9 protein-coding genes are annotated in these 15,145 nt (G+C 70.7%); 1 reads left to right on the top strand and 8 read right to left on the bottom strand.

Annotated elements, in window-relative coordinates; translation table 11 throughout:
- The first annotated feature begins 38 nt into the window (after positions 1-38).
- The gene (locus ACN9MM_RS28520; RefSeq protein WP_426368849.1) at positions 39-803 is read left to right on the top strand and encodes an SDR family NAD(P)-dependent oxidoreductase; all 765 of its coding nucleotides are present in this window, start codon (positions 39-41) and stop codon (positions 801-803) included.
- A gap of 497 nt (positions 804-1,300) precedes the next feature.
- Here the strand turns inward: ACN9MM_RS28520 and ACN9MM_RS28515 are convergent, their stop codons facing one another.
- The 8 genes from ACN9MM_RS28515 to ACN9MM_RS28480 form a co-directional block, all read right to left on the bottom strand.
- Positions 1,301-1,684, bottom strand: coding sequence for a helix-turn-helix domain-containing protein (locus ACN9MM_RS28515; protein ID WP_024758922.1), 384 nt, complete (start codon positions 1,682-1,684; stop codon positions 1,301-1,303).
- Positions 1,685-1,793: 109 nt separating this feature from the next.
- On the bottom strand, positions 1,794-2,315 hold the full coding sequence (locus ACN9MM_RS28510) for a CinA family protein (protein WP_426366540.1): 522 nt from the start codon (positions 2,313-2,315) through the stop codon (positions 1,794-1,796).
- Positions 2,312-2,986, bottom strand: coding sequence for a CDP-diacylglycerol--glycerol-3-phosphate 3-phosphatidyltransferase (pgsA, locus tag ACN9MM_RS28505; RefSeq protein ID WP_426366539.1), 675 nt, complete (start codon positions 2,984-2,986; stop codon positions 2,312-2,314). Before pgsA ends, ACN9MM_RS28510 begins: the two co-directional genes overlap by 4 nt.
- Positions 2,983-4,488 carry a 30S ribosomal protein S12 methylthiotransferase RimO gene (gene rimO / locus ACN9MM_RS28500; RefSeq protein ID WP_426366538.1) on the bottom strand — a complete coding sequence of 502 codons (1,506 nt, stop codon included), beginning with the start codon at positions 4,486-4,488 and terminating at the stop codon, positions 2,983-2,985. The genes pgsA and rimO overlap by 4 nt, the downstream gene beginning before the upstream one ends.
- 102 nt (positions 4,489-4,590) lie before the next feature.
- Positions 4,591-5,415 carry a helix-turn-helix domain-containing protein gene (locus ACN9MM_RS28495; protein ID WP_382868723.1) on the bottom strand — a complete coding sequence of 275 codons (825 nt, stop codon included), beginning with the start codon at positions 5,413-5,415 and terminating at the stop codon, positions 4,591-4,593.
- A 222-nt stretch (positions 5,416-5,637) separates the two neighbouring features.
- Positions 5,638-8,439, bottom strand: coding sequence for a DNA translocase FtsK (locus tag ACN9MM_RS28490; protein ID WP_426366536.1), 2,802 nt, complete (start codon positions 8,437-8,439; stop codon positions 5,638-5,640).
- A gap of 147 nt (positions 8,440-8,586) precedes the next feature.
- Positions 8,587-9,261 (bottom strand): response regulator, encoded by a 675-nt coding sequence (locus ACN9MM_RS28485; protein WP_093873786.1) that lies wholly within the window; start codon positions 9,259-9,261, stop codon positions 8,587-8,589.
- 304 nt (positions 9,262-9,565) lie between these two features.
- Positions 9,566-15,043 carry a HAMP domain-containing protein gene (locus tag ACN9MM_RS28480; RefSeq protein ID WP_426366534.1) on the bottom strand — a complete coding sequence of 1,826 codons (5,478 nt, stop codon included), beginning with the start codon at positions 15,041-15,043 and terminating at the stop codon, positions 9,566-9,568.
- Positions 15,044-15,145: the final 102 nt, after the last annotated feature.

The raw sequence follows: 15,145 nt of genomic DNA, 5'->3' as shown, positions 1-15,145 counted from the left end.
GTCAGATCCGGTCGTACGGTCCGGACATGACGACGACGATGACTCTCCCGGCGTACGACCTGACCGGCCGCACCGCGTTCGTCACCGGCGCCGCGAGCGGTATCGGCCGCGCCTCCGCGGCTCTCCTCGCCCGGGCCGGTGCCACCGTCCACTGCGCCGACCGCGACGAGGCGGGCCTGAAGGAGACGGCGGCCCTGATCGCCCGTGAGGGCGGCACCGCGCACACCCACACCCTGGACGTCACCGACCGGCCCGCCCTCGCGGCGGCCGTCCGCGCCGCCGGGCCCCTCCACGTCATGGCCGCCATCGCGGGGATCATGCACACGAGCACGGTCCTGGAGACCCGGGACGAGGACCTCGACCGCGTCCTCGCCGTGAACTTCAAGGGCGTGCTCCACGCCTGCCAGGAAGCGGCCCGTTCGATGATCGACGCCGGCGTCCGCGGTTCGATCGTGACGATGGCCTCGGGCGCGATGGACACCGCGAGCCCGGGCCTGCTCTGTTACAGCGTCACCAAGGCGGCCGTCGTCCAGCTGACGAAGACCCTGGCCACGGAGGCGGGTCCGCACGGCATCCGCGTCAACGCGATCGCCCCGGGCTGGATCCGCACCCCGATGACGGACCGCCACGAGCCGGCGGCCCAGGAGCAGGCCGAGGCGGCGATGGTCCGTCACTCACCGCTCAGGCGGGTCGGCGAGGCCGAGGACATCGCCCACGCGGTGCTGCACCTGGCGTCCGACGCGTCCGCGTTCACGACCGGTCAGATCCTCCGCCCCAACGGCGGCGTCGCGATGCCCTGGTGACCCTTCGGGCCGCCTCGCCCGGAAGCCCCGGCGCGACGAGCACCCCGGACCGTACGGAGGCCGGCACCACACGCCGTCGCCCCGACGAGGCCGCGACGTGCACCGGCAGCAGGCTGAGTCCCCAGCCGCCCGCGGCCACCGCCCCCTCGACGGGCCCGGTCTCCCCCGGCACGAGGAGCAGCCGCAGCACCGCCCACCACCAGAGCCCTCCGGCCGCGAGACCGCACGCGAGCAACGCGAGCGTCACCAGCGGAACCCGTCGCCGTACCATGGCCGCCTCCTGCGGTCGACGCTAGACCGGCAGGATCACCCTGCGGGAGGGCGCACCGGGGGCAGACCCGGCGCACACGGCCCAGTCGTACGTCCCTCCCACCATGGCACGGCACCCCGGAACCCGGCATCTCCAGCGGAAGCGCCCCCGCTCCCCCGGGCATGAGAAAAGCCCCGGTCAGCGCCCCACGATGAGGGCACCGACCGGGGCTTCGCCCCACTTCGGTTCAGGCAGCGACGACGTCCACCGCTTCGGCAGGGGCCTTGATGGTCACCCGCCCGGTGGGCACTCCGGCCACCGACGTCACCGACACCGAATTGAGCATCGGGCGTACCGGCGTCGGGACCGGTTCGCTCGCCGCTGCCGACTCGGCCAGTTCGGCCAGCGACAGCTCGTCGCTCACTTCGCGCATGAGCTCGGACATCCGTACGTCCAGCGCGTCGCAGATCGCGGAGAGCAGCTCGGAGGAAGCCTCCTTCTGCCCCCGCTCCACCTCGGAGAGATAGCCGAGCGAGACTCGGGCCGACGAGGAGACTTCGCGCAGAGTACGGCCCTGGCGCTGGCGCTGCCGACGCAGCACGTCACCCAGCAGGCGACGGAGCAGAATCATCGGTGGCTCCCTCCTCGGACCGCGTAGCCGCATCCTTCTCGCCCCACCGTACCGCCTCGCGCTGCGGCCGTGCGGGGAGCGATGTCGTGTTCACTCAGGGCTGCAAACATCAATTCCCCCCGTTGTGTTCCGTATCCTGTGCCCGCGCATTTCCCGAGAGTTCCTCATGGAGCAGTTCCAGCACGCTCCGTACGCTCTCTCTACGGATTTCCGTACGATCGCCGTTCAACCTCAACGACACCACTTTCCCGGCGCGGGCGCTCGTCGCGGCCGGGCCGGCGACGGCCACGTAGACGGTTCCGACGGGCTGGCCGTCCTGCGGCGTCGGCCCCGCGACGCCGGTCGTCGAGATCCCCCAGTCGGCGCCGAGCCGGTCCCGCACACCGGCCGCCATCTGCAGCGCGACCTCGGGATCCACCGCTCCGCGCTCCGCGAGGAGGGACCCGTCGACACCGAGGAGCTCGCGCTTGAGGGTCGTGGCGTAGGCCGTGACCGACCCCAGGAAGGACACCGAGGCGCCCGGTACGCCGGTGAGCTCGGCGGCCACCAGTCCGCCCGTGAGCGACTCCGCGGCGGCCAGCGTCTGATCACGCTCCGCGAGCAGCGCCAGCACCCGGGCGGCCTCGGTCATCGCGTCGCCGTCTCCGACCGCGCGGCTTCCCGCTCCGCCGCGAGCCCCTGTCGGCGCAGGACGACGGCCTGCCGGACGTAGTCCAGACCGGTCACGACCGTCAGCACGACGGCCACCGCCATCACCCAGAAGCGGAAGGAGGCCAGCGCGCCGGTGAGCATGAGGACGTACATGCCCACGGCGGTGCCCTGGGCGAGCGTCTTCATCTTGCCGCCGCGGCTGGCGGGGATGACCCCGTGCCGGATGACCCAGAACCGCATCAGGGTGATGCCGAGCTCGCGGGCCAGGATGACGCCGGTCACCCACCAGGGCAGGTCGCCGAGCGAGGACAGTGAGATCAGTCCGGCCGCCATGATCGCCTTGTCGGCGATGGGGTCGGCGATCTTCCCGAAGTCGGTGACCAGGTTGTACGTGCGGGCGAGGTGCCCGTCGAAGACGTCCGTGATCATGGCCACCGCGAACGCCGCCCAGGCCCAGGCACGCCATACGGGGTCGTGCCCGCCGTCCTGGAGCAGCAGCAGCACGAAGCCCGGCACGAGAACGAGCCGGATCATCGTGAGGATGTTCGCGATGTTCCACAGGCTGGCCTGGTTGACGGCCGCCGTGCCCAGCTTGCCGCGCGGCGCCGGCCTACCGGTCCCGCCCGTCGCGGATGCCGGGACTCCGGTCATCTGCCCGCCTCCTCGAAAAGACACTCGGCCACCAGGTCGACGCCCTCCGTGCCGACGACCTTCGCCCTGACCATACGGCCCGGGGCCAGGTCGGAGCCCGCACCGCCGTCCGTGGTGAGCAGCAGGACCTGTCCGTCGGTCTCGGGCGCCTGGTGGGCCGCGCGGCCGATCCAGCCGCCCTCCTCGTCCTCGTCGTCCGACTCGGACTCGACGAGTACTTCCAGGGTCTCTCCGATCCGCTCCTCCGCGCGCTGCGCGGTGAGCTCCTCGGCGAGCCGGGAGAGGTGGGCGAGGCGCTCGTCGACGACGTCCTGGTCGAGCTTGTGCTCGTACGTGGCGGCTTCGGTGCCGTCCTCGTCGGAGTAGCCGAAGACGCCGATGGCGTCGAGGCGCGCGTGGGTGATGAAGCGTTCCAGCTCGGCGAAGTCCGCCTCGGTCTCGCCGGGGAAGCCGACGATGAAGTTGGACCGGGCGCCGGCGGTGGGCGCCTTGGAGCGGATGGTCTCCAGGAGCTCCAGGAAGCGGTCGGTGTCGCCGAAGCGGCGCATGGCCCGCAGCACGTCCGGGGCGCTGTGCTGGAAGGACAGGTCGAAGTAGGGCACGACCTTGTCCGTCGACGTGAGGACGTCGATCAGGCCGGGGCGCATCTCGGCGGGCTGGAGGTAGCTGACGCGGACGCGCTCGATGCCGTCGACCGAGGCCAGCTCGGGCAGCAGGCTCTCCAGGAGCCGGATGTCGCCGAGGTCCTTGCCGTACGAGGTGTTGTTCTCGGAGACCAGCATGACCTCCTTCACACCCTGCTCGGCGAGCCAGCGCGTCTCGTTGAGCACGTCCGAGGGACGGCGCGAGACGAAGGAGCCGCGGAAGGAGGGGATGGCGCAGAAGGAGCAGCGGCGATCGCAGCCTGAGGCGAGCTTTACGGAGGCGACAGGGCTGGTGTCCAGACGGCGCCGGAGCGGCGCGCGGGGCCCGGAGGCGGGCGCGAGGCCGTCGGGCAGGTCGCTCGGCACGTTCTCGGGGGCGTCCACGGTGCCGTGTCCCGGCAGGGCCACGGCCGCGGCGGCCTCCTGGCGCTCCACGGGCGACAGCGGCAGCAGCTTGCGCCGGTCACGCGGGGTGTGCGCCTCGACACTGCCACCGTTGAGGATGGTCTGGAGGCGGTTGGAGATGTCGGCGTAGTCGTCGAAGCCCAGGACGCCGTCGGCTTCCGGGAGGGCCTCGGCGAGCTCCTTGCCGTACCGCTCGGCCATGCAGCCGACGGCGACCACGGCCTGGGTCTTGCCGTGGTCCTTCAGGTCATTGGCTTCGAGCAGGGCGTCGACGGAGTCCTTCTTGGCGGCTTCGACGAATCCGCAGGTGTTGACGACGGCGACGTCCGCTTCCTCGGCGTTCTCGACGAGCTCCCAGCCGTCCGCTGCCAAGCGGCCTGCGAGCTCCTCCGAGTCCACCTCGTTACGGGCGCAGCCAAGAGTGACAAGGGCGACGGTACGGCGTTCGGGCATGGACTCAAGACTACTTCGTCCCGGCAGTTACCCCGTCGCGCAGGGTTCACCTGCGCGACAGAGGCCACATCGCGGGCCTCGGGGCCCGTCTCACGGCGGGTCTCAGCCGGCCTCGGGGTCGCCCTTGGTGTAGCTGAGCCGCTCGACCTGGCCGGATTCGAACTTGTCGTCGAGCTTCTTGCCGTTCACGTAGAGCTCGATGGCGCCGGCGTTGCCGAGGACCAGATCGACGCGCTCGTCGTCCTGGAAGGTCTTGGACTCGCCCTTGAGGAGGAGCCCGTCGAAGAGGAGCTTGCCGTCGTGCGCCTTGGCGGAGATCCAGCTCTTGTCGTCGATCGCGGAGAGCTTGACCGTGACCTTGTCCTGCGGGACCGCGGCGATCGCGCTCTCGGTGGGCTTGGGCGCGGGCTTGACCGGCTTCGGCTTGGCGGCGGAGGTCGCCTTCTCCGGGGCGGGGGCCGGGCCGCCGTCGGCGACCGTGGTCCCCTTCGGGGCGTCGTTCCCGTTGAACATCGTGAAGCCGACGAAACCGACGACGGCGACGATGGCCGCGACCATCGCGGCGGTCCAGTTGGGCCTGCGCGGCTCGGGGCGGATACGTTCCGCCTCGAAGAGCGGGGCGGCGGGGGTGGGCGCGGGACGGCCACCGTGCTCGGCGTCGTACTGCTCGATCAGGTCGGCCGGATCGAGACCGACGGCGCGCGCGAGGGTACGGATGTGGCCGCGGGCGTAGACGTCGCCGCCACAGCGCGAGAAGTCGTCCTCCTCGATCGCGTGCACGATCGGGATCCGGACACGGGTGGAGGCACTGACCTCTTCGACGGTGAGACCGGCGGCGATACGGGCCTGCTGGAGAGCGCGACCGATCGAGTCCCGGTCGTCTGCCGGGAAGGTCCGGTCGTCTTCGGGGGAGTTGCCGATGGACACGAGAGCGCCTTTCGAGCGTGTAGCCACCTGCTGGACGTTCAGTCTATGGGTGGTACGAAAGGGTGGGGCAACCGGGCGGGTGCTGTTTGTACGCCATGAGGCTGGGACATCCTTCTGTCCCTCCCTCCAACTTGACGTACGGCCAGGGGAAACGGTTGCCCACCGTTCCCTTACGAGTGAGTCTCGGCCAGGTCTCGAACCGGGTACCCGGACTCCCCGCCGCTATGCTCCCGACTCGCCCCGGATCACGGCGAGGACCCCGTCCAGCTCGTCCGGCTTCACGAGCACGTCCCGCGCCTTGGAGCCCTCGCTCGGTCCGACGATGCTCCGCGACTCCATCAGGTCCATCAGCCGGCCGGCCTTCGCGAAGCCCACGCGCAGCTTCCGCTGGAGCATCGAGGTGGAGCCGAACTGCGTCGAGACGACCAGCTCGGCCGCCTGGCACAGCAGGTCGAGGTCGTCGCCGATGTCCTCGTCGATCTCCTTCTTCTGCTTGGTCCCGACGGTGACGTCGTCCCGGAAGACCGGCGTCATCTGGTCCTTGCAGTGCTGCACGATGGCCGCGACCTCGTCCTCGGTGACGAAGGCGCCCTGCATGCGGACGGGCTTGTTGGCGCCCATCGGGAGGAAGAGCCCGTCACCCTTGCCGATCAGCTTCTCGGCGCCGGGCTGGTCGAGGATGACCCGGCTGTCGGCGAGCGACGAGGTGGCGAAGGCCAGCCGCGAGGGCACGTTCGCCTTGATCAGGCCGGTGACGACGTCCACGGACGGCCGCTGGGTGGCGAGCACGAGGTGGATGCCGGCGGCGCGGGCCAACTGGGTGATCCGGACGATCGAGTCCTCGACGTCGCGCGGCGCGACCATCATCAGGTCGGCGAGCTCGTCGACGATCACCAGGAGGTACGGGTACGGGTTGAGCTCGCGCTCGCTGCCCTCGGGCAGTTTGATCTTGCCGTCCCGGATGGCCTGGTTGAAGTCGTCGATGTGCCGGTAGCCGAAGGCGGCCAGGTCGTCGTAGCGCAGGTCCATCTCGCGCACCACCCACTGGAGCGCCTCGGCGGCCCGCTTGGGGTTGGTGATGATCGGGGTGATCAGGTGCGGGATGCCCTCGTAGGCGGTGAGCTCGACCCGCTTGGGGTCGACGAGCACCATCCGGACGTCCTCGGGGGTCGCCCTTATCATGACCGACGTGATCAGGCAGTTGATGCACGAGGACTTTCCGGAGCCCGTGGCACCGGCGACCAGGACGTGCGGCATCTTCGCCAGGTTCGCCATCACGTAGCCGCCCTCGACGTCCTTGCCGAGCGCCACGAGCATCGGGTGCTCGTCGCCGGCCGCGTCCGCGAGCCGCAGCACGTCCCCGAGGTTGACCATCTCGCGGTCGCTGTTCGGGATCTCGATGCCGACGGCGGACTTGCCGGGGATCGGCGAGATGATCCGCACGTCGGGCGAGGCCACGGCGTAGGCGATGTTCTTGGTCAGGGCCGTGATCTTCTCGACCTTCACGGCCGGGCCGAGCTCGACCTCGTACCGCGTGACCGTCGGACCACGGGTGAAGCCGGTGACGGCCGCGTCGACCTTGAACTCGGTGAAGACGTTGGAGAGCGCGTCGACGACCGCGTCGTTGGCGGCACTGCGCGTCTTGCCGGGCCCGCCGCGCTCCAGGAGGTCGAGCGAGGGCAGGGAGTACGTGATGTCGCCCGCGAGCTGGAGCTGCTCGGCCCGGGGCGGCAGGTCGGCCGGCTCGGGCGCCGGCTTCGTCAGATCCGGTACGCCGCCACCGGGGCGGTCCGCCCCGCGGGCCGGCGGTACCGGAGCGGCCTTCTCGACGGGGGCGGACGCCGCCACGGCCGCGTTCCGCTCGGCGGTGACGTCCTTGGTGAGGTCGGCGACGATCGGCGAGGGCGGCATGCCGTTCAGCACGGCGCCGTCGAGCGCGGCGGCCGCCGCAGCGGCGACGTCCACCGGGTCGAGACCGGAGTCGACGTCGTCGCGCGCGGAGGTCCTGCGGCCCGGGCGGCCGCGCCGCTCCAGCATCTCCGCCTCGGCCCGGTCCACGTCGTACGGCTCCGCCGGCCCGGCCGCGCGGCGCCGGACGGGCCGCGCGGGACGCGCCGCCGCGTCCCGCCACTCCTCGTCGTAGGCCTCGTGGTCCGGGTGCCCGGGATGGCCCTCGGCCTCGGCCGGGTCGTACGGGAGCTCGACGATGCCCAGCTTCGCACCGAGGGCGCGCAGCCGCTGCGGGATCGCGTTGACCGGGGTGGCGGTGACCACGAGCAGCCCGAAGACCGTGAGCAGCACCAGCATCGGTACGGCGAGGACCTCGCCCATCATGAAGACGAGGGGCTGGGACGCGGCCCAGCCGATGAGCCCGCCGGCGTCCTGCATGGCCGCGCTGCCGTCGCCGCGCCCCGGCGAGCCGCAGGCGATGTGCACCTGGCCGAGGACGCCGATGACGAGTGCGGAGAGGCCGATGCTGATCCGGCCGTTGGCCTCGGGCTTCTCCGGGTAGAGGATCAGCCGGATGCCGATCGCCCCGAGCAGCAGCGGTACGAGCAGGTCGAGCCGGCCGAAGGAGCCGGTCACGAGCATCTCGACGAGGTCGCCGACCGGGCCGCGCAGGTTGGACCAGGTGCCGGCGGCGACGATCAGCGCGAGCCCGAGGAGGAGCAGCGCGAGCCCGTCCTTGCGGTGGGCGGGGTCGAGCCCCTTGGCGCCGCGCCCTATCCCCCGGAACATCGCGCCGATCGCGTGGGCGAGGCCGAGCCAGGCGCCGCGCGCGAGCCGGTAGACGCCCCCGGTCGGGGACGGGGCGGGCCGCGGTGCGGGCTTCTTCGCGGCGGTCTTCCGTGCGGGGGCCCGCTTGGCGGGCGCGGCCTTCTTGGCCGGCGCCTTCTTCGCGGGCGGCTTGGCGGGGGACTTCGCGGGCGCCGCTTTCTTCGCGGCACCCGTCGTCCGGCCGGCGCGCGGTTTTGCGGTGTTCGCCGTGCCCTGGGAACCCTTGCCGGACGTACGTGAAGCCATGATGCCGAGGTTACCGGTGTGGAGACCGCCTGTCCGCCTCACCCGTTCGTGTCGTCCGCGCCGGGGCCCAACGCTGACGCCGCATCACGACGGCCCCCGCAGTGCGGGAACCGATCCCCGTCGTCCGGGACGGAGAATGACGGTGCGTCAGCTCTGGGCGGGCAGCGTCGGCGCGGCACCCGTCCCCGGCTCCAGCGCGTCGAGCGCCCGCCGCAGCCCCGTGAGCTTGCGCTCCAGGTGTGCGGCGGTGGCGACCGCGGCCGCGTCGGCGGAGTCGTCGTCGAGCTGCTTCGACAGGGCCTCGGCCTGCTCCTCGACGGCCGCGAGCCGCGCCGAGAGCTCGGCGAGCAGCCCGGCGGACTCCTTGCCGTGACCGCCCTCGCCGCCGCCCTCCAACTGCAGCCGCAGCAGGGCGGCCTGCTCGCGGAGCTTGCAGTTCTTCATGTAGAGCTCGACGAAGACGGAGACCTTCGCGCGCAGCACCCACGGGTCGAAGGGCTTCGAGATGTAGTCGACCGCCCCGGCCGCGTACCCCCGGAAGGTGTGGTGGGGGCCGTGGTTGATGGCGGTGAGGAAGATGATCGGGATGTCCCGGGTCCGCTCCCGCCGCTTGATGTGGGCGGCGGTCTCGAAACCGTCCATGCCCGGCATCTGGACGTCGAGCAGGATGACCGCGAAGTCGTCCGTCAACAGCGCCTTGAGCGCTTCCTCCCCGGACGATGCCCGCACCAGCGTCTGATCGAGCGCGGAGAGAATGGCCTCCAGCGCCAGCAGATTCTCCGGCCTGTCATCGACCAGGAGGATCTTGGCCTTCTGCACCATGCCCCGTCCTCCTCGTCCCGGCAACGGCTCTCCCCGGTCCCCCGAACCGGGGGAAGCACCGGGAGCCGCCCCAGAAGACGACTCCCTAGCGCCGTCCGTCCTTGTGCCGGTCATCGTAGCCGCACCCCGCCCGTCGCCACACCCTGTCACCGCGATGTCACTGTGCACGTACCGGAAACGCGGTGGGAGACCAGAAGGTTCCCCGTATCCCGGCCTCTCACACGCCCCTGGCGACAGTCCGTCAGCGGGCACCCCCGGAGCCCGGGGGTCCGCGCCGGGCGCGGCGCGGACCCCCGCCGCGGAGTCACTGCCCCCGCATCCAGCCCTCCATGACCGACAGCAGGTGATCGGGGTCGACCGGCTTCGTCACGTAGTCCGACGCACCGGACTCGATCGCCTTCTCCCGGTCCCCCTTCATCGCCTTCGCCGTCAGCGCGATGATCGGCAGCCCGGCGAACTGCGGCATCCGCCGGATCGCGGTCGTCGTCGCGTACCCGTCCATCTCCGGCATCATGATGTCCATCAGGACGACCGTCACGTCGTCGTGCTGCTCCAGGACCTCGATGCCCTCCCGCCCGTTCTCGGCGTAGAGCACCGCGAGCCCGTGCTGCTCCAGGACACTGGTGAGCGCGAAGACGTTGCGGATGTCGTCGTCGACGATGAGCACCTTCTCCCCGGAGAACGCGAACGTACGGCGCGGCTCTGCCTCCGGCTCCTCCCGGTCCACCGCCGGCTGACCCGGCTGCCCGGGGACCGCGCCCCGCGCCCCGGTCGCCTCCGCCGCGGCCTTCCGCCGGTGCCGGAACAGCGCCCCGGCCCCGGACCGCGCCTCCGTCCGCACGGGCGGCGGCGGGAAGTGCGGGAACGGGTGGACGGCACCGGCCATGCCCTCCTCGACCCCCTGGTGCGGGTCGTCGGCGTCCTGCGCGCCCTGCCCGTAGCCGTTCGACGGCAGCTCCGTCGGGCTCAGCGGCAGATAGAGCGTGAACGTCGACCCCCGACCGGGCTCGCTCGCCGCGAAGATCTCGCCGCCGAGCAGCCGCGCGATCTCCCGGCTGATCGAGAGCCCCAGACCCGTACCGCCGTACTTCCGGCTGGTCGTGCCGTCGGCCTGCTTGAACGCCTCGAAGATGACCCGCATCTTGCTCGCCGCGATCCCGATCCCGGTGTCGGTGACCGAGAACGCGATGAGGTCGGCCTCCGGATCGCGCAGCGACCCGGCCTCCAGGAGCTGCTCGCGGATCGACTGCGGCACGTCCGCTCCGGCCGGCCGGATCACCAGCTCCACCGCGCCCGTGTCCGTGAACTTCACCGCGTTGGACAGCAGGTTGCGCAGGACCTGGAGCAGCCGCTGCTCGTCGGTGTGGAGCGTGGCCGGCAGCTCGGGCGAGACCCGCACCGAGAAGTCGAGACCCTTCTCCGCCGTGAGCGGCCGGAACGTCGCCTCCACGTAGTCGACGAGCTGGACGAGCGCGATGCGGGTCGGCGAGACGTCCATCTTGCCCGCCTCGACCTTCGACAGGTCGAGGATGTCGTTGATCAGCTGGAGCAGGTCCGACCCGGCACCGTGGATGGTCTCGGCGAACTCGACCTGCTTCGGCGTCAGGTTCGTCTCGGCGTTGTCCGCGAGCAACTTGGCCAGGATCAGCAGCGAGTTGAGCGGCGTGCGCAGCTCGTGCGACATGTTGGCGAGGAACTCCGACTTGTACCGCATGGAGACGGCGAGCTGCTCCGCGCGCTCCTCCAGGACCTGCCGGGCCTCCTCGATCTCGGTGTTCTTCACCTCGATGTCGCGGTTCTGCCGGGCGAGCAGCTCGGCCTTCTCCTCCAGCTCCAGGTTGGAGCCCTGGAGCTCCTTCTGCCGGTGCTCCAGCTCGGCCGACCGCTCCTTGAGCTGTTCGGTGAGCTTCTGCGACTGCTGGAGCAGCACCTCGGTCTTGGTGTTGACGCTGATGGTGTTGACCGTGGTCGCGATCAGCTCGGCGAGCTGGTTGAGGAAGTCGCGCTGGATCTGCGTGAACGGCTGGAAGGACGCCAGCTCGATCACCCCGAGGACCTTCCCCTCGAAGAGGACCGGCAGCACGATCACGTGCGCGGGCGCGGCCTCGCCGAGCCCGGACGAGATCTTCAGATAGCCCGGCGGCACGTTGACCTGGATGGTCCGCTTCTCCTCCGCGGCCGTCCCGATGAGCGTCTCGCCGGGGCGGAACGAGGTCGGCATGGACCCGGCGGAGTATCCGTAACTCCCGCGCATCCGCAGCTCGTACGCGCCGTCGCCCTCGCCGACGAGTTCGGCGTCGCTGTGCGCGAAGGCCGTCGGCATGGCCACGAAGAAGGCGCCGTGCTGGGCCGAGACCACCGGGGTCAGCTCGCTCATGATGAGCGAGGCCACGTCGTCCAGGTCCCGCCGGCCCTGCATGAGACCGGAGATGCGCGCCAGGTTGCCCTTGAGCCAGTCCTGCTCCTCGTTGGCGAGGGTCGTGTCGCGCAGGTTGGCGATCATGGTGTTGATGTTCTCCTGGAGGGCCTGGATCTCGCCCGCCGCGTCGACACCGTCGATCTTCAGGTTGAGGTCGCCGCGGGTGACCGCCGTGGCGACGGCCGCGATCGCCCGCACCTGACGGGTCAGGTTCCCGGCCATCTCGTTCACGGACTCCGTCAGGTCCCGCCAGGTGCCGTCCACGTCACGGACCCGGGCCTGACCGCCCAGCTGGCCGTCCGTACCCACCTCGCGGGCGACCCGGGTGACCTCCTCGGCGAAGTTCGACAGCTGGTCGACCATCGTGTTGATGGTGCTCTTCAGCTCCTGGATCTCACCGCGCGCGTCGATGTCGATCTTCTTGGTGAGGTCGCCCTTGGCGATGGCGGTCGTGACGGCGGCGATCTGGCGCACCTGACCGGTGAGGTTGTCGGCCATGCCGTTCACCGAGTCCGTCAGGTCGCGCCAGGTGCCCGACACCCCCGGCACCCGCGCCTGGCCGCCCAGGATGCCGTCCGTGCCCACCTCGCGGGCCACCCGGGTCACCTCGTCGGCGAACGACGACAGCGTCGTCACCATCGTGTTGACGGTGTCGGCGAGCTCGGCGACCTCGCCGCGCGCCTCGACGGTGACCTTCTTCGTCAGGTCGCCGTTGGCGACGGCCGCGGAGACCCGGGAGATGTTGCGCACCTGGCTGGTCAGGTTGTTGGCCATCAGGTTCACGTTGTCGCTGAGGTCCTTCCACGTGCCGGTGACACCGCGCACGCGTGCCTGGCCGCCGAGGATGCCCTCCGTACCCACCTCACGGGCCACGCGCGTGACCTCGTCGGCGAAGTTCGACAGCTGGTCGACCATGGTGTTGACGGTCGTCACCAGCTCCAGGATCTCGCCCTTGGCGTCGACCGTGATCTTCTTCGACAGGTCGCCCGTGGCGACCGCCGTGGTGACCTCGGCGATGTTCCGCACCTGGATGGTGAGGTTGTTCGCCATGAAGTTCACCGACTGGGTGAGGTCCTTCCAGGTGCCGGAGACCCCCTGCACCTCCGCCTGACCGCCCAGCATGCCCTCGGTGCCCACCTCGCGGGCCACCCGGGTCACCTGCTCCGCGAAGTTCGAGAGCTGGTCCACCATCGTGTTGAGGGTGTTCTTCAGCTCCAGGATCTCGCCGCGCGCGTCCACGTCGATCTTCTGCGACAGGTCACCGCGCGCCACCGCCGTGGCGACCTGCGCGATGTTGCGGACCTGGGTGGTGAGGTTGCCGGCCATGCCGTTCACCGAGTCCGTCAGGTCGCGCCACACACCGGCCACGCCGGGGACCTGCGCCTGACCGCCGAGCCGGCCGTCCGTGCCCACCTCACGGGCCACCCGGGTCACCTGGTCCGCGAAGGCGGACAGCTGGTCCACCATCGTGTTGATGGTGTTCTTCAGCTCCAGGATCTCGCCGCGCGCGTCCACGTCGATCTTCTGCGACAGGTCACCGCGCGCCACCGCCGTCGTCACCTGCGCGATCTGCCGCACCTGCGAGGTCAGGTTGCCGGCCATGAAGTTCACGGAGTCCGTGAGCTCCCGCCAGCGCCCGGACACCCCGTCGACCCGCGCCTGACCGCCGAGCCGGCCCTCGGTGCCCACGTCCCGGGCCATCCGGGTCACCTGGTCCGCGAAGGACGACAGCTGCGACACCATCGTGTTGACGGTGTTCTTCAGCTCCAGCATCTCGCCGGCCACGTCCACCGTGACCTTCTGCGACAGATCACCGTTGGCCACCGCCGTCGTCACCTGCGCGATGTCCCGCACCTGGCCCGTCAGGTTGCGGAAGGCCGTGTTCACCGAGTCGGTGAGGTCCTTCCACGTCCCCGCCGCACCCGGCACCTCGGCCTGACCGCCGAGCAGACCCTCGACGCCGACCTCCCGGGCCACCCGGGTCACCTCGGAACCGAACGCGGACAGCTGGTCCACCATCGTGTTGACGGTGTTCTTCAGCTCCAGCATCTCGCCGGCCACGTCCACCGTGACCTTCTGCGACAGATCACCGTTGGCCACGGCCGTCGTCACCTGCGCGATGTCCCGCACCTGCGTGGTGATGTTCCGGAACACCGTGTTGACGGAGTCCGTGAGGTCCTTCCACGTCCCCGCCGCACCCGGCACCTGCGCCTGACCGCCGAGCAGACCCTGCGCGCCGACCTCGCCCGACACACGGGTCACCTCGTCGGCGAACGTCCGCAGCGTCTCGGTCATCTGATTGATGGTGTCCGCGAGTTGGGCGATCTCACCGCGCGCGGAGACCCGCACCTTCTGCGACAGGTCACCGTTGGCGACCGCCGTCGTCACCTCGGCGATGCCTCTCACCTGATTGGTGAGATTGCCCGCCATCGTGTTCACGGAATCGGTGAGGTCCTTCCACACACCGGCGACCCCGGCGACCTCGGCCTGACCGCCGAGCTCGCCCTCCGTACCCACCTCGCGCGCGACACGGGTGACCTCGGAGGAGAACGACGACAGCTGGTCCACCATCCGGTTGACGGTGTTCTTCAGCTCCAGCATCTCGCCGGCCACGTTCGCCGTGACCTTCTGCGACAGATCACCGTCGGCGACCGCCGTCGTCACCAGCGCGATGTCCCGCACCTGCGCGGTCAGCCGGTTCGCCATGGTGTTGACGGAGTCCGTGAGGTCCTTCCACGAACCGGACACCCCGCGCACCTGCGCCTGACCGCCCAGCTTGCCGTCCGTACCCACCTCGACGGCGACCCTGGTCACCTCGGACGCGAACACCGACAGCTGGTCGACCAGGTTGTTGGCCGTACGCGCGACCTTCAGGAACTCCCCGCGCAGCGGCCGCACGGTGCCGTCCGCACTCTCCGAACGCAGGTCCATCCGCTGGTCCAGATCACCCTCGGCCACCGCCGACAGGACCCGCCCCACCTCGGACACCGGCCGCGCCAGATCGTCGACGAGCGCGTTCGCGGCCTCGATCGCCGCCGCCCACGCCCCCTCGCTGGGCCCCGCCTCGAGCCGCTCGGACAGCTTGCCCTCACGGCCGACCACCCGCCGCACCCGGGACAGCTCCCCCGTCACGTGCATCTGCCGGTCGGCGACCTCGTTGAACACGGCGGAGATCTCCGCCATGACCCCGTCACCGGACACCGTAAGACGCTTGCGGAAGTTGCCGTCCCGCATCGACGCCAGCGCGGCCAGCAACCGCTCCAGCGCCGCCGCGTCCACCTGGACCGTCCCCCCACGGGAACGTCCGCCCCTCGCGCGCGTGCCACTGCCTCCGCCGCGCCGCGCCGCCGTGCCAGACTCCACCGTGTCCCTCCCGAAAGGGGTCGACCGTTCCGCTCCGGCTCTCGCCGTCAGCCTGCCCAGTGTTTCACCGTGACCGAACCAGGCGATAACAGTTCGGCAGCT

The sequence above is a fragment of the Streptomyces sp. E-08 genome (assembly GCF_049913095.1).
Taxonomy (GTDB): Bacteria; Actinomycetota; Actinomycetes; order Streptomycetales; family Streptomycetaceae; genus Streptomyces.
The sequence above is the reverse complement of the archived record's forward strand: the minus strand, read 5'-3'. Positions and strand labels throughout refer to the sequence as shown.

Excerpts from the sequence above, each read along its gene's own strand:
- ACN9MM_RS28520 (WP_426368849.1), top strand. The coding sequence starts at position 39 with ATGACTCTCCCGGCGTACGACCTGACCGGCCGCACCGCGTTCGTCACC.
- ACN9MM_RS28515 (WP_024758922.1), bottom strand. The coding sequence starts at position 1,684 with ATGATTCTGCTCCGTCGCCTGCTGGGTGACGTGCTGCGTCGGCAGCGC.
- ACN9MM_RS28510 (WP_426366540.1), bottom strand. The coding sequence starts at position 2,315 with ATGACCGAGGCCGCCCGGGTGCTGGCGCTGCTCGCGGAGCGTGATCAG.
- pgsA (WP_426366539.1), bottom strand. The coding sequence starts at position 2,986 with ATGACCGGAGTCCCGGCATCCGCGACGGGCGGGACCGGTAGGCCGGCG.
- rimO (WP_426366538.1), bottom strand. The coding sequence starts at position 4,488 with ATGCCCGAACGCCGTACCGTCGCCCTTGTCACTCTTGGCTGCGCCCGT.
- ACN9MM_RS28490 (WP_426366536.1), bottom strand. The coding sequence starts at position 8,439 with ATGGCTTCACGTACGTCCGGCAAGGGTTCCCAGGGCACGGCGAACACC.
- ACN9MM_RS28485 (WP_093873786.1), bottom strand. The coding sequence starts at position 9,261 with ATGGTGCAGAAGGCCAAGATCCTCCTGGTCGATGACAGGCCGGAGAAT.